The organism is Pseudomonas sp. GV085 (genome assembly GCF_003050925.1).
Taxonomy (GTDB): Bacteria; Pseudomonadota; Gammaproteobacteria; order Pseudomonadales; family Pseudomonadaceae; genus Aquipseudomonas.
Map to the genome: position 1 here is coordinate 49,317 of NZ_QAOV01000011.1, position 13,795 is coordinate 63,111.

13 protein-coding genes are annotated in these 13,795 nt (G+C 59.8%); 6 read left to right on the top strand and 7 right to left on the bottom strand.

Annotation, left to right across the window (positions count from 1 at the left end; all coding sequences use genetic code 11):
• The first annotated feature begins 191 nt into the window (after positions 1-191).
• Complete coding sequence (locus tag C8K63_RS21690; RefSeq protein ID WP_108218701.1) at positions 192-1,316, top strand: GNAT family N-acetyltransferase; 1,125 nt, start codon at positions 192-194, stop codon at positions 1,314-1,316.
• 11 nt (positions 1,317-1,327) lie between these two features.
• Here C8K63_RS21690 and aqpZ read toward each other — a convergent pair whose 3' ends face one another.
• The 5 genes from aqpZ to C8K63_RS21715 all read right to left on the bottom strand — a co-directional run bounded on the left by aqpZ (position 1,328) and on the right by C8K63_RS21715 (position 6,550).
• On the bottom strand, positions 1,328-2,026 hold the full coding sequence (aqpZ, locus tag C8K63_RS21695; RefSeq protein WP_108218548.1) for an aquaporin Z: 699 nt from the start codon (positions 2,024-2,026) through the stop codon (positions 1,328-1,330).
• A 295-nt stretch (positions 2,027-2,321) separates the two neighbouring features.
• Positions 2,322-4,154, bottom strand: a complete 1,833-nt coding sequence (locus C8K63_RS21700) for an ABC transporter ATP-binding protein (RefSeq protein WP_108218549.1) — start codon at positions 4,152-4,154, stop codon at positions 2,322-2,324.
• A 93-nt stretch (positions 4,155-4,247) separates the two neighbouring features.
• A complete protein-coding gene (locus C8K63_RS21705; RefSeq protein ID WP_108218550.1) occupies positions 4,248-4,805 on the bottom strand; it encodes a peptidylprolyl isomerase in 558 nt (185 codons plus the stop codon).
• 3 nt (positions 4,806-4,808) lie between these two features.
• On the bottom strand, positions 4,809-5,612 hold the full coding sequence (locus tag C8K63_RS21710; RefSeq protein WP_108218551.1) for an alpha/beta fold hydrolase: 804 nt from the start codon (positions 5,610-5,612) through the stop codon (positions 4,809-4,811).
• A 14-nt stretch (positions 5,613-5,626) separates the two neighbouring features.
• Positions 5,627-6,550, bottom strand: a complete 924-nt coding sequence (locus C8K63_RS21715) for a LysR family transcriptional regulator (protein WP_008018223.1) — start codon at positions 6,548-6,550, stop codon at positions 5,627-5,629.
• Between the two features lie 49 nt (positions 6,551-6,599).
• Between C8K63_RS21715 and C8K63_RS21720 the strand changes: the two genes are divergently transcribed.
• The 3 genes from C8K63_RS21720 to C8K63_RS21730 all read left to right on the top strand — a co-directional run bounded on the left by C8K63_RS21720 (position 6,600) and on the right by C8K63_RS21730 (position 8,854).
• Positions 6,600-6,914: a 3-phosphoglycerate kinase gene (locus C8K63_RS21720; protein WP_108218552.1), complete on the top strand. Its 315-nt coding sequence runs from the start codon at positions 6,600-6,602 to the stop codon at positions 6,912-6,914.
• 181 nt (positions 6,915-7,095) lie between these two features.
• Positions 7,096-7,695 (top strand): FMN-dependent NADH-azoreductase, encoded by a 600-nt coding sequence (locus C8K63_RS21725; RefSeq protein WP_108218553.1) that lies wholly within the window; start codon positions 7,096-7,098, stop codon positions 7,693-7,695.
• A gap of 292 nt (positions 7,696-7,987) precedes the next feature.
• Positions 7,988-8,854, top strand: a complete 867-nt coding sequence (locus C8K63_RS21730; protein ID WP_108218554.1) for a carboxylate/amino acid/amine transporter — start codon at positions 7,988-7,990, stop codon at positions 8,852-8,854.
• 135 nt (positions 8,855-8,989) lie between these two features.
• Here C8K63_RS21730 and C8K63_RS21740 read toward each other — a convergent pair whose 3' ends face one another.
• On the bottom strand, positions 8,990-9,877 hold the full coding sequence (locus C8K63_RS21740) for a LysR family transcriptional regulator (RefSeq protein ID WP_108218555.1): 888 nt from the start codon (positions 9,875-9,877) through the stop codon (positions 8,990-8,992).
• Between the two features lie 158 nt (positions 9,878-10,035).
• Between C8K63_RS21740 and C8K63_RS21745 the strand changes: the two genes are divergently transcribed.
• A complete protein-coding gene (locus C8K63_RS21745; RefSeq protein ID WP_108218556.1) occupies positions 10,036-10,680 on the top strand; it encodes a hydrolase in 645 nt (214 codons plus the stop codon).
• A 134-nt stretch (positions 10,681-10,814) separates the two neighbouring features.
• Here C8K63_RS21745 and C8K63_RS21750 read toward each other — a convergent pair whose 3' ends face one another.
• Positions 10,815-12,113: a mechanosensitive ion channel family protein gene (locus tag C8K63_RS21750; protein ID WP_108218557.1), complete on the bottom strand. Its 1,299-nt coding sequence runs from the start codon at positions 12,111-12,113 to the stop codon at positions 10,815-10,817.
• 193 nt (positions 12,114-12,306) lie between these two features.
• On the opposite strand from C8K63_RS21750, the gene C8K63_RS21755 reads away from it, so the two are divergent.
• Positions 12,307-13,647 carry a DEAD/DEAH box helicase gene (locus C8K63_RS21755; protein ID WP_108218558.1) on the top strand — a complete coding sequence of 447 codons (1,341 nt, stop codon included), beginning with the start codon at positions 12,307-12,309 and terminating at the stop codon, positions 13,645-13,647.
• The last annotated feature ends 148 nt before the right edge of the window (positions 13,648-13,795 follow it).

Here is a 13,795-nt window from a genome sequence, read left to right on the forward strand (position 1 = left end):
GCGCTCTAAAAACAGGCGCCAGTATCGCGATGGTTTATGACAGAGCAGTGGCACTGTGATGTCATGTCGATGACGATACAAAGCCGTCGTGAACTATTGAGTTAGAGCGCTGTCGTCGGTTTGCTCGTGTGCAATGCAGAGCGATAGGCGATACTCGCGGGGCTTTCACGCCATGAAGAGTGAGGATGGTGATGCCGTTGCAACGTCTGCAAAAACTGTCAGAAATCGCCCCGCAAACGTGGGACGCACTGGTGCCCGAGACTCAGCCTTTTCTGCGTCACGCCTTTTTGAGCGCACTGGAAGACAGCGGCAGCGTCGGACCCCATACCGGCTGGCAGCCCGAGCATTTATTGCACGTCGAAGGGGATCGACTGATCGCCGCGCTCCCCGGATACCGCAAGTGGCATTCCTATGGCGAGTACGTGTTCGATCATGCCTGGGCCGATGCCTGCGAACGTGCAGGCATCGATTACTATCCCAAGCTGTTGACGGCTGTGCCGTTCAGTCCCGTCAGCGGGCCGCGGCTGTTGGCGGCCACGGTCGAAGACGGTTTCGAGTTATTGAAAAGCCTGCCGGGCTACCTTGAACTCGAAGGGCTCTCCAGCGCCCACATCAACTTCACCGATCCGTTCACCGACGCGGCACTGAGCGAGCAACCGGGCTGGCTGCAGCGCGTTGGCTGTCAATACCACTGGCAGAATCGCGGCTACCGGGATTTCCAAGACTTCCTCGATGCGCTCAGTTCGCGCAAGCGTAAACAGATGCGCAAGGAGCGCGAGCAGGTGGCCGGGCAGGGCTTCGAGTTTGAGTGGCTTGAAGGGCGGGAGCTGAGTCAGGCGCAATGGGATTTCGTCTATGCCTGCTACGCCAATACCTATGCGGTGCGCCGGCAAGCGCCGTATTTGACGCGGGGGTTTTTCAGCCTGTTGGCCGAACGCATGCCGGAGTCGATTCGCGTGGTGCTGGCCAAACAAGGTTCACGGCCAGTGGCGATGGCGTTCAGTCTGGTGGGGGGTGACCGCTTTTATGGCCGTTACTGGGGATGCCTGGCGGAGTTCGATCGCCTGCATTTCGAGACCTGTTTCTATCAAGGCATGGACTATGCCATCGCCAACGGTTTCCAGCGTTTCGATGCCGGAGCCCAGGGCGAGCACAAACTGATTCGTGGATTCGAGCCAGTCATTACCCATTCCTGGCACTACTTGCGGCATCCCGGATTGAAAGCGGCGGTGAACGACTTTCTGGAGCAGGAGCGCCTGGGAGTGTTGGCCTATGCAGAGGAGGCGAAGTCAGCCTTGCCTTATCGACAAGGCTGATCTTCAGCGTTTCAGTTTTCTTCTTTGCCCAGCCAGCGATACAACACCCCGCCGAGCACTGCGCCGAGCAGCGGTGCGACCCAGAACATCCACAATTGTTGAATCGCCCAGCCACCAACGATCAGCGCCGGGCCGGTGCTGCGTGCCGGGTTGACCGAGGTGTTGGTGACCGGGATCGAGATCAGGTGGATGAGCGTCAGCCCCAGGCCGATGGCAATCGGTGCCAGGCCTGCCGGTGCACGTTTGTCGGTGGCACCGAGGATGATCAGGATGAACATCGCCGTCATCACCAGTTCACAGACAAACCCTGCCGCCATCGAATAGCCGCCAGGCGAGTGTTCGCCATAGCCGTTGGACGCCAGGCCTCCTGCCAGTTCGAAACCGGGTTTACCGCTGGCAATGAAGTACAGCAGGGTAGCTGCAATCACGCCGCCAATGACCTGGGCGACGATGTAGGCCGGCAATTCCTTGGCCGCAAAGCGCCCACCCACCACTAGGCCGAGGGACACCGCAGGATTGAGATGACAGCCGGAAATATGGCCGATGGCGAAAGCCATGGTCAGCACGGTCAGGCCAAATGCGAAGGACACCCCGAGCAGGCCGATCCCGACATCCGGAAAAGCCGCCGCCAGCACCGCACTGCCGCAACCACCCAACACCAGCCAGAACGTACCTGCCAACTCAGTCGCCGAACGTTTTAACAGAGACATAAGAGAGTGTCCTTTCGAGATTATGCTGCCTTTAGCATCCAGCCGATGGACTGCAGAACCACCTCCAGAACGTCGAAGTCAGTACAGCACGGTTTTTTCAGAATTCCAGCAGGCATAAAAAACCGCCAGGCCCCGTTGTTGGCGGGGCCTGAGGTTTTCTAAAATCTTTCAGCTGTAGGAGCGAGCTTGCTCGCGATGGTCGTCAACGATAATGCTGAGAGCCTGACACCGCGCGGCGTTCTTTGATCCATCGCGAGCAAGCTCGCTCCTACAGGTAATGTAGCCATCCTGAGGATCAATCGATCCCGACAAACCCACCGGTCTGGTGTTGCCACAGCCGCGCATACAAACCGCCATGGGCCAGCAGTTCGGCATGGCTGCCGGTTTCGGCGATCTTGCCGTTTTCCAGCACCACCAGCCGGTCCATCCGGGCGATGGTCGAGAGCCGGTGAGCGATGGCGATCACGGTTTTGCCCTGCATCAGGGTTTCGAGGCTTTCCTGGATCGCCGCTTCGACTTCCGAATCCAGTGCCGAGGTGGCCTCGTCCATGATCAGGATCGGCGCGTCCTTGAGCAGCACTCGGGCAATGGCGATGCGCTGGCGCTGGCCGCCGGAGAGTTTCACCCCGCGCTCACCGACGTGGGCATCGAAACCGGTGCGGCCTTCGGCGTCCGACAGTGAAGGAATGAAGCCATCAGCCCGGGCCTTGTGCACCGCTTCCCAGAGTTGCGCGTCGGTGGCGTCGGGCTTGCCATACAGCAGGTTGTCGCGGATCGAGCGGTGCAGCAGCGACGTGTCCTGGGTGATCATGCCGATGCGTTCGCGCAGGCTTTCCTGGCTGACGTCGGCGATATTCTGGCCGTCGATCAGGATGCGTCCGCCTTCGACGTCGTACAGGCGCAGCAGCAGGTTCACCAGGGTCGATTTTCCGGCACCGGACGGGCCGATCAGGCCGATTTTTTCACCGGCCTTGATGGTCAGGTTGAGGTCACCGATGATCCCGCTCCGCTTGCCGTAGTGGAAGTCCACCTGTTCGAAGCGCACTTCGCCACGGGCCACCGCCAGGGGTTTGGCCTGGTCGCGGTCGGTAACGGAGACCGGTTGCGAAATGGTCTGCAGACCGTCCTGCACCATGCCGATGTTTTCGAAAATGCCGGTGACCACCCACATGATCCAGCCGGACATGTTGACGATGCGGATCACCAGGCCAGTGGCCAGGGCGATGGCACCCACGCTGATCAACGACTGGGTCCACAGCCACAGGGCCAGGCCGGTGGTGCAGACGATCAGCAAGCCGTTCATGCTGGTGATGGCCACGTCCATGCTGGTGACCACGCGGCCGGCCAGTTGCGCCTTCTCGGTCTGTTCCTTGATCGCTTCGCGGGCGTACTGCTGCTCGAAGTTGGTGTGGGCGAACAGCTTCAGGGTGGTGATGTTGGTGTAGCCGTCGACAATCCGCCCCATGAGTTTGGAGCGCGCATCGGACGCCACCACCGAGCGATCCTTGACCCGTGGCACGAAGTAGCAGAGGGCACCGATGAAGGCGAAGATCCAGGTCAGCAGCGGGATTATCAGGCGCCAGTCGGCTTCGGCGAACAGCACCAGGGAGCTGATGGCGTAGATCAACACATGCCACAACGCATCCACCGCTTGCACGGCGGAATCGCGCAGTGAGTTGCCGGTTTGCATGATGCGTTGGGCGATGCGCCCGGCGAAGTCGTTCTGGAAGAAATTCAGGCTCTGCTTGAGCACGTAGCTGTGGTTCTGCCAGCGGATCATGCTGGTCATGCTGGGACTCAGGGTCTGGTGCACCAGCAGGTCATGCAGGCCCACGAAAATGGGGCGCAGCACCAGAGCAACCACCACCATCCAGCTCAGTTCGAGGGCATGATCCTGGAACAGACTGACGTTCGGCGTGCCTTGGGCCAGGTCGATGATGCGGCTCAGGTAGCTGAACAATGCCACTTCGATCAAGGCACCCATCAGGCCGACGATCAGCAGGGCGGCGAAGCTCGGCCAGACCTGCTTGAGGTAATACGTGTAAAAGGGGAAAACCCGGTCCGGCGGAGACGCCGTCGGGGCTTCACGGAAAACATCGATCAGTTTTTCAAAACGGCGATAAAGCATGTTTTTTTCGCCCGCGAACGGGCTCTCCTTTAAACGGTTTGAGCGTTGCCGGCAAAGCCGGCAACGGCTCGGACATCCTTGTCCAGCTTAGTCTCAGTCGATGCGCTTGGCCGACTTGATGAACACCGGGTCGGCCGGTACGTCCTTCATGCCGCTACGAACGGTGGTTGGCGAATTGACGATGATATCGACCACGTCCATGCCTTTGACCACTTTGCCGAACACCGCGTAGCCGTCGCCCTGGTCAAGGAAGTCGTTGTCCTTGACGTTGATGAAGAACTGGCTGGTGGCCGAGTCAGGCACCGAGGTACGGGCCATGGACAAGGTGCCACGCACGTTGACCAGGCCGTTCTTGTGCTCGTTCTTGATCGGGTCCTTGGTGTCTTTTTGCTGCATGGCCTGGGTGAAGCCGCCGCCCTGGACCATGAAACCCGGAATCACCCGGTGGAAAATCGTGTTGTTGTAGAAGCCGCTGTCGACGTACTCAAGGAAGTTCCTGGTACTGATCGGGGCCTTGACCGGGTCCAGTTCGATTTCGATCTGGCCATTGGTGGTGTCCAGCAGCACATGCGGGGCCTTTTCCGGCGTCGCGGCCATCAGGTTGGCGGCAAACAGGACGGAGCCTGCGGCGAGGGCGATTTTTTTCAGCATGGGTCAGTGATCCTGAGTGGTGGTGTCGACTGTGGTCAGAAATTCCAGCAGCGTCTGGTTGAAGTGTTCCGGCTGGTCCAGCGGCGTGGCGTGGCGGGAATCGGCGATCACCACCAGCCGCGCGTCGGGCAGCAGTTTGACGTAGTTTTCCTTCAGCGCCACCGGTGTGTAGTCACGGTCGGCACTGACGATGAGGGTTGGACAGGTGACCTTCGAAAGTCGTTCCTGAACCCCCCAGCCGACAATGGCATTGAAGCTGGCGAGATAAGCATGTTTATCGTTTTTTGCCCAGCGTTCGGCCATCTTTTGTCGCAAGTCGGCCTGCTCGGGCTTGGGGAACAACTTGCCGCCCAGCGCCTTGCCGATGGTGCCCAGGCTAAGGGCGCGCATCAGGCTCCAGCGCTTGAACCACTGCCAGTAGTCATCGCGGCTGCGCAGTTTGACCTCGGGCGCGCTGTTGACGATGCACAGGCTCTTGAGCAGTTGCGGCTGATCCACGCCCAACTGGAAGCCGATCATGCCGCCCATCGACAGGCCGACATAATGTGCCGGGCCGAGATTGAGGTGCTCGATCAGTGCAATCAGGTCAGCGCTGAATCCGGCAATGCTGTAGCGCTCCCGGGGTTTGTCCGAACGACCGTGACCGCGCACATCCGGGACAATCACCCGGTAGCGGGTAGCCAGTGCCGGGATCTGTTTTTCCCAGTCCAGCGTGCTGGAACCCAGGCCGTGGACCAGCAGCAGCGGCGTGCCGTGGCCATATTCCTCATAGTGCAGGTTGCAACCTTCGTGTTCGAAATAGGCCATGCATACACTCCGTGTCAGGCTTGTTCGGGGGCGGCGAACGGTGCGTCCAGTGGTGCGGTGTCAAACGTACGCAGCAGTTCGATGAGAATCTGCGTAGCTGGCCCGAGCGGTTTGTCCTTGTTCGAATACAGGTAAAAACTCGGGTTGCGGCTACCGCCCTGATCCAACGGTAGCAGCTTGAGCGTACCTTCCTTGAGTTCCCGTTCGATCATGTGCCGGGGCAACCACGCAAACCCCAGACCGCTGCTGACGAAGGTTGCGGCGGTGGCCAGGCTGCCGACGGTCCAGCGCTGTTCGGCACCGAGCCAGCCGACGTCCCGTGGTTGCTGGCGCCCGGAGTCGCGGATCACCACTTGCATCTGGCTTTCCAGGTCCTGGAAGCTCAGTTCGCGGTTGAGGCGGTGCAGGGGATGCTCCGGATGGGCGACCGCCACGAACTCGACGTCGCTCAATTCCGCGCCCAGGTAACCGGGAATGCTGAACCCGGTGATGGCCAGGTCGGCCACGCCTTCGAGCAGGACTTCCTCCACGCCCGACAGCACTTCTTCACGCAGACGCACCCGGCAGCCACGGCTTTGCGGCATGAACGCGGTCAAGGCGCGGACGAGGCGGGCGCTTGGGTAAGCGGCATCGACCACCAGGCGCACTTCGGCTTCCCAGCCCTGCTCCATGTGATGGGCCAGGTCTTCCAGCTGACTGGCCTGTTTCACCAATTGCCGGGAACGGCGCAACAGCACGCCGCCGGCTTCGGTCAGCACGGCTTTGCGCCCGTCGATGCGCAGCAACGGCACGCCGAGCTGATCCTGCATGCGTGCCACGGTGTAGCTGACCGACGATTGCGAGCGATGCAGTGCCTCGGCGGCCTGGGCGAAACCACCGTGATCGACCACGGCTTGCAGCGTTCGCCATTGATCAAGGGTCACGCGGGGCGCTTTCATGTGGAGCTCCTCTTGTCCTAAGCTGGCAGCCCTTACTGGAGGCTGCTGAATGAAAAAATTCTGTTGTGTGCTGCTGGCGCTGCTGCCGCTGACGGCGATGGCTTACCCGATCGACGTGAAGAAAGACCTCAACGGCATGAAGATCGATTACCAGACCTACGACACGGATAGCGACATCGGCTCCATTCAGGTGGCCAACTACGGTGACGTCGATGCGAGCTGCAAGGCCGTTTTCATCAATGGCCCTGAAGCTCCGCGCACCCGCAAGATCGACGTACCGGCCGGCAAGCACAAAAATGCCACCGTCAAATTCACCCGCAGCATCATCAAGCTGCGCATCGAGCTGACCTGCACCCCGAAATGACCTCGATCTTCTGTGGGAGCGAGGCCCCTCGCCACAGGGCTCGCTCCCACAGGGGGCAATGTTTGCTTATAAACGAATTTATTGATGGGTTATAGCAATTATTTGCGCTTTTTCATCGATATGACTCTGTTTAACCTTCACTCCATCGACCTACAGCATTCTCAGATGGAGGCTACATCCCATGTCCCGCGTTCTGATCATCGAAAGCAGTGCCCGTCAGCAAGACTCGGTTTCCCGTCAACTGACCCAGACCTTCATCAGCCAGTGGAAAGCCGCTCACCCGAATGACCAGATCACCATCCGGGACCTGGCCGTCAAACCGGTGCCGCACCTGGACATCAACCTGCTGGGTGGCTGGATGAAACCCGCCGAGCAGCGCAGCGACATCGAACAGGCGTCCCTGGAACGCTCCAACCAGTTGACCGACGAATTGCTCGCCGCCGATGTACTGGTGATGGCCGCACCGATGTACAACTTCGCCATCCCCAGCACCCTGAAAGCCTGGCTCGACCATGTACTGCGGGCCGGCGTGACCTTCAAGTACACCGAAACCGGCCCGCAAGGCCTGCTCAGCGGCAAGCGTGCCTATGTGTTGACGGCCCGCGGCGGCATCTATGCCGGCAGCACCGCCGATCACCAGGAACCCTACCTGCGTCAGGTCATGGGCTTTATCGGCATCCACGACGTGACGTTCATCCACGCCGAAGGCATGAACCTGGGCGGTGACTTCCAGGAGAAAGGCCTGAACCAGGCGAACGCCAAGCTCTCGCAAGTGGCCTGACCGGTTAATCGCCAGATAATCGCTGGATGGTCTAGTGACCTGGCGCAACCCTTCAAGCCTGTACGCGCATCGAACCTCCCTTCGCACTTGTTGCTCCTGAGTGCTCTTGCCCGATTGAACGCTTTAGCGAGATCGGGCTTTTTTTTGCCTGCGATTTTATAGACACCCATGTAACCCTGTGGGAGCGAGCCCCCTCGCCACAGGGCTCGCTCTCACAGGTTTTGTGTTGGTTTAGCGATCGCGATAAAGGGCAAAAACCGCTATCGTCGCCGCCATTCGAAATGAGGCGAGCATGGGCTATCTACTTTTTGTCACGCTGATCCAGGCGTTTTCCTTCAGTTTGATTGGCGAATACCTGGCCGGTCATGTCGACAGCTATTTTGCAGTCTTGGTACGCGTACTGCTGGCGGGGCTGGTGTTCATCCCGCTGACCCGCTGGCGCTCGGTTGAGCCGGTATTCATGCGTGGCATGTTGCTGATCGGCGCGTTGCAGTTTGGCGTGACCTACGTCTGCCTGTACCTGAGCTTTCGTGTACTGACGGTGCCGGAAGTGTTGTTGTTCACTATCCTCACGCCGCTGCACGTGACCCTGATCGAAGATGCACTCAACCGTCGCTTCAATCCCTGGGCCCTGGTCGCGGCGCTGGTGGCGGTGGCGGGGGCGGCGGTGATTCGCTTTGACCGGATCAATCCGGACTTCCTCATGGGTTTCCTGTTGCTGCAACTGGCCAACTTCACCTACGCCGCTGGCCAGGTGCTGTACAAACACCTGGTCGCGCGCCACCCGAGCGACCTGCCGCATTACCGTCGCTTCGGCTACTTCTACCTCGGCGCGCTGGCGGTGGTGTTGCCGGCGTTTCTACTATTCGGCAAACAGAACTTCCTGCCTGAAGCGCCGCTGCAATGGGGCGTGCTGCTGTTCCTCGGCCTGGTCTCGACCGCTTTGGGGCTCTACTGGTGGAACAAGGGTGCATGTATGGTCAGCGGCGGGACTCTGGCGGTGATGAACAACCTGCATGTGCCGGTGGGGTTGCTGATCAATCTGCTGATCTGGAACCAGCATGAAGAACTGGGGCGGTTGTTTCTCGGCGGTTCGGTGATTTTGTTGGCGGTGTGGATCAGTCGGTTGGGTATGCGCAAACCTCTGGCCGCTCTCTGAACCCTGGATAAACCGATATCCCTGTAGGAGCGAGCCTGCTCGCGATTGCGGAGTATCAGCCGACGATGATGTTGCCTGATCCACCGCTATCGCGAGCAGGCTCGCTCCTACAAGGGATTGCGTGATCTCCGAAAATCACTTCGGCGCCAGTTGCCCTACCAGAAACTCGATAAACGCCCGGGTCTTCTGCGGCACCCGCCGCGCCGACGAATACACCGCGTTGATGGTGATCGCCGGAGCCTGCCATTCGCACAGCACCGGCACCAGCCGCCCGGCCGCCAGCGCATCTTCGACGATGAAGTCAGGCAGCAGGGCGATGCCCATGCCGGCTTCGGCAGCCTGGGCGAGCAGGTCGCCATTATTGGCGTGCAATGGACCGGTGACGTTCACACGCTGGGTTTCCTTGCCATTGCACAGTTGCAAGCTGACACCGCTCTGTAGATACCCGTAGTTCAGGCATTGATGGGCGCGCAGATCCTGCGGAGTCTGCGGAACGCCCGCGCGTTCGAGATAAGCCGGGGACGCCACCATGATGCGCGGTGCGGGCGCCAGTTGCCGGGCGATCATCGTCGAGTCGGGCATGCTGGCGATGCGGATGGTCACGTCAAACCCGCCCCGCACGGGATCGACCTGCTGGTCGCTGAGCACCAGTTGCAGCTCGATGTTCGGGTGCTGTTCATGAAACAGCGGAATCAACGGCCCCAGCCGCCGAAGACCGAACGACATCGGCGCATTGACCCGCAATACACCGCGTAACTCGCCGATGCCGTCACGGGCGCGTTGCTCGGCCTCGTCCAGTGCCGCCAACACTTCCCGTGCTGCATCGAAATACTCGGCCCCGGCCTCGGTCAGGTGCAGGCTGCGGGTGGTGCGTTGCAGCAATTGCACGCCAATGGCTTCTTCCAGCGCCTGAATCTGTTTACTGACTTTCGAGCGCGGCACGTCCATGGCCCGGGCGGCTGCGGCGAAGCCGTTCTCGCCGACCGTGACGACGAAGGCGCGCATGCATTCGATGCGGTCCATATTGTCCCTATTTTAGAATCAATGATTCTCTATTTTAGGTAATTGTCCCTTTTATCGCCAGCCCCTAAAGTGACATCCAAGCCGACAACAACGCCGCTGAAGGCAGCGTCGACTAACCCCTTACCCATTCGAAGTATCGACATCAAAAGGAACGCGCCATGTCTATTCGTGAACTGCTCAACCCAACCAACTCCGCCCTGATCCTGATCGACCACCAGCCGCAAATGGCATTCGGCGTTCAGTCCATCGATCGTCAGACCCTGAAGAACAACACTGTTGGCCTGGCCAAGGCGGCGAAGATCTTCAACGTACCGACGATCTACACCTCGGTCGAAACCGAAAGCTTCAGCGGCTACATCTGGCCCGAATTGCTGGCCGTGCACCCGGAGCAAAAACCGATCGAGCGCACCTCGATGAACTCCTGGGAAGACAAGGCACTGGTAGACGCGGTGAAAGCCACCGGGCGCAAAAAGCTGATCATCGCCGCGCTGTGGACCGAGGTCTGCCTGACTTTCCCGGCACTGGAAGCCCTGGCTGAAGGCTATGAGGTGTACATCGTCACCGACGCCTCCGGCGGCACCAGCAAGGAAGCCCACGACATGTCGGTGCAACGGATGATTCAGGCCGGCGCGGTACCGGTGACCTGGCAGCAAGTGTTGCTCGAATACCAACGTGACTGGGCGCACAAGGATACTTACGAGGCGGTGATGGAACTGGTGCTGGAACACAGCGGCGCGTACGGCATGGGCGTGGATTACGCCTACACCATGGTGCACAAGGCACCGCAGCGGCAGGTCAAGTAATCCGCAAATTCTGAAATGGATGTAGCCCCTGTAGGAGCGAGCCTGCTCGCGATAGCGGACTGTCAGACGACTCATATGTTGACTGACACGCCCTCATCGCGAGCAGGCTCGCTCCCACATTTGTTTTTGTGGTGTTACATCCTGCGTTTTTCGGCTTCGGGAAGATGGCTCACGCCCAGCACCGCCGGCAATATTCCCGCACGCAAATCCGATCCGCTCGGCTGCTGATAAAGACTCAACCCGAACTCCGGCAGCACCGCCAACAGGTAGTCGAAAATATCCCCCTGGATCCGCTCGTAGTCGGCCCACGCCGTGGTGCGGGTGAAACAGTAGATTTCCAGCGGAATACCCTGGGCCGTTGTCTGCATCTGACGCACCATGCAGGTCATGTTCGGCTGGATCTCCGCGTGACTCTTCAGATAGGCCAGCGCGTAGGCGCGCAAAGTGCCGATATTGGTCATCCGCCGGCGGTTGGCGGACATGGCCGCGACGTTGCCCTGGGCTTCGTTCCAGGCCTTGAGTTCGGCCTGTTTGCGGGTCATGTAGTCGGTGAGCAAGTGCACCTGGGACAGCTTCTGCTCTTCGTCGTCACGCAGAAAGCGTACGCCGCTGGCGTCGATGAACAGGCTGCGTTTGATCCGGCGACCACCGGAAGCCTGCATGCCGCGCCAGTTCTTGAATGACTCGGACATCAGGCGCCAGGTCGGGATCGAGACGATGGTCTTGTCGAAGTTCTGCACCTTGACCGTGTGCAGCGTGATGTCCACCACATCGCCATCGGCACCGACCTGGGGCATCTCGATCCAGTCGCCGACCCGCAGCATGTCGTTGCTGGTCAACTGCACGCTGGCGACGAACGACAGCAGGGTGTCCTTGTAGACCAGCAGAATCACCGCCGACATGGCACCCAGACCCGAGAGCAGCAACAGCGGAGAGCGGTCGATCAGCGTGGCGACGATGATGATCGCGCCAAACACGTACAACACCATTTTCGCCAATTGCACATAGCCTTTGATCGAACGGGTGCGGGCGTGCTCGGTGCGGGCGTAGATGTCCAGCAGGGCATTGAGCAGGGCGCTGACCGACAGCAGCAGAAACAGCAAGGTGAAGGACAGCGCGACGTTGCCGAGGAAATTCAGACTGGTCTTGCTCAGATCCGGCACCAGATTGAGACCGAACTGGATCACCAGCGAAGGCGTGATCTGCGCCAGGCGATGGAACACCTTGTTCTGCAGGAAATCATTGATCCAGTGCAAGGTCGGCTGGCGGCCGAGCATTTTCGTCGCGTGCAGAATGAGGTAGCGCGCCACCCGTCCGAGGAACAGGGCAATCGCCAACAGCAGCAACAGCGACAGGCTGGAGTGCACGAGCGGGTGCTGGTCGAGGGCACCCCAAAGGTCCAGGACGTTGGTCCAGAGCTGTTTGATATCCATGGTCGAAAACGATTCTTCTGTAAGGCGCGAGAGGGGGATTAGAGCATTTAAGACGCGTTGTATTACGTTTCGGGAAAAATCAGGCAACAAAAAACCAACTGTTTAGCGCCATTTGTATAAAGAAACTCGGCCTGAGCGCTCGAAACCGTTACCCTATGCAGCTGTTTTTTTGCATTTCTTCGAGGTAGCACCCGTGTTTTCCCAATTCGCCCTGCACGAACGCCTGCTCAAAGCCGTGGCCGAGCTGAAATTTGTCGAGCCAACGCCTGTGCAAGCCGCGGCCATCCCGCTGGCGCTCCAGGGGCGTGACCTGCGGGTGACGGCGCAAACCGGTAGCGGCAAAACCGCTGCATTCGTTTTGCCCATCCTCAACCGTCTGATCGGCCCGGCGAAAATCCGCGTCAGCATCAAGACCCTGATCCTGCTGCCGACCCGCGAACTGGCCCAGCAGACCCTGAAAGAAGTTGAACGCTTCTCGCAGTTCACCTTCATCAAGTCCGGCCTGATCACCGGCGGCGAAGACTTCAAAGTCCAGGCCGCGATGCTGCGCAAGGTGCCGGACATCCTGATCGGTACGCCGGGCCGGATGATCGAGCAACTGAACGCAGGCAACCTCGACTTGAAAGAAGTTGAAGTACTGGTGCTCGACGAAGCCGACCGCATGCTCGACATGGGCTTCGCCGAAGACGTTCAGCGTCTGGTGGAAGAGTGCACCAACCGTCAGCAGACCATGCTGTTCTCTGCTACCACCGGTGGTTCGGGTCTGCGCGAGATGATCGCCAAGGTCCTGAACAACCCCGAGCACTTGCAGCTCAATGCGGTCAGCCAGCTGAACGACACCACCCGCCAGCAAATCATTACCGCTGACCACAATCAGCACAAAGAACAGATCGTCAACTGGCTGCTGGCCAACGAGACCTACCAGAAGGCCATCGTCTTCACCAACACCCGAGCCATGGCCGACCGCATCTACGGTCGCTTGGTAGCGCAGGAATACAAAGCGTTCGTGCTGCACGGCGAGAAAGATCAGAAGGATCGCAAACTGGCGATCGACCGCCTGAAGCAGGGCGGCGTGAAAATCCTCGTGGCCACCGACGTCGCCGCCCGCGGTCTGGACGTGGACGGTCTGGACCTGGTGATCAACTTCGACATGCCGCGCAGCGGCGACGAATATGTGCACCGCATCGGTCGTACCGGTCGCGCCGGTAACGATGGCCTGGCGATCTCGCTGATCTGCCACGGCGACTGGAACCTGATGTCGAGCATCGAGCGCTACCTCAAGCAGAGCTTCGAGCGTCGTACCATCAAGGAAGTCAAAGGCACCTACGGCGGACCGAAAAAGGTCAAGGCCTCGGGCAAGGCCGTCGGCGTGAAGAAGAAAAAGACCGACGCCAAGGGCGACAAGAAGAAAACCGCCGCCAAGACCCCGACCAAGCGCAAGAGCGCCAACCGGCCGAAGAGCGATTCGCTGGTCAGCAAGGACGGCATGGCCCCGCTCAAGCGCCGCAAGCCGGAAGCACCGGCGGCTGAGTAAGCCGTTGTCGTGACTCAAAAAAAACCGGACTGATGTCCGGTTTTTTTATGTGCGCCCAGCCCGCTCCCACAGGTGCCTGGTGTGAACACATATCTTGTGTACGACACAATACCTGTGGGAGCGTGGCTTGCCCGCGAAGGTCGTGCCT

Excerpts from the sequence above, each read along its gene's own strand:
- C8K63_RS21745 (WP_108218556.1), top strand. The coding sequence starts at position 10,036 with ATGTCTATTCGTGAACTGCTCAACCCAACCAACTCCGCCCTGATCCTG.
- C8K63_RS21720 (WP_108218552.1), top strand. The coding sequence starts at position 6,600 with ATGAAAAAATTCTGTTGTGTGCTGCTGGCGCTGCTGCCGCTGACGGCG.
- C8K63_RS21705 (WP_108218550.1), bottom strand. The coding sequence starts at position 4,805 with ATGCTGAAAAAAATCGCCCTCGCCGCAGGCTCCGTCCTGTTTGCCGCC.
- C8K63_RS21750 (WP_108218557.1), bottom strand. The coding sequence starts at position 12,113 with ATGGATATCAAACAGCTCTGGACCAACGTCCTGGACCTTTGGGGTGCC.
- C8K63_RS21740 (WP_108218555.1), bottom strand. The coding sequence starts at position 9,877 with ATGGACCGCATCGAATGCATGCGCGCCTTCGTCGTCACGGTCGGCGAG.
- C8K63_RS21715 (WP_008018223.1), bottom strand. The coding sequence starts at position 6,550 with ATGAAAGCGCCCCGCGTGACCCTTGATCAATGGCGAACGCTGCAAGCC.
- C8K63_RS21725 (WP_108218553.1), top strand. The coding sequence starts at position 7,096 with ATGTCCCGCGTTCTGATCATCGAAAGCAGTGCCCGTCAGCAAGACTCG.
- C8K63_RS21710 (WP_108218551.1), bottom strand. The coding sequence starts at position 5,612 with ATGGCCTATTTCGAACACGAAGGTTGCAACCTGCACTATGAGGAATAT.
- C8K63_RS21700 (WP_108218549.1), bottom strand. The coding sequence starts at position 4,154 with ATGCTTTATCGCCGTTTTGAAAAACTGATCGATGTTTTCCGTGAAGCC.
- C8K63_RS21690 (WP_108218701.1), top strand. The coding sequence starts at position 192 with ATGCCGTTGCAACGTCTGCAAAAACTGTCAGAAATCGCCCCGCAAACG.
- aqpZ (WP_108218548.1), bottom strand. The coding sequence starts at position 2,026 with ATGTCTCTGTTAAAACGTTCGGCGACTGAGTTGGCAGGTACGTTCTGG.
- C8K63_RS21730 (WP_108218554.1), top strand. The coding sequence starts at position 7,988 with ATGGGCTATCTACTTTTTGTCACGCTGATCCAGGCGTTTTCCTTCAGT.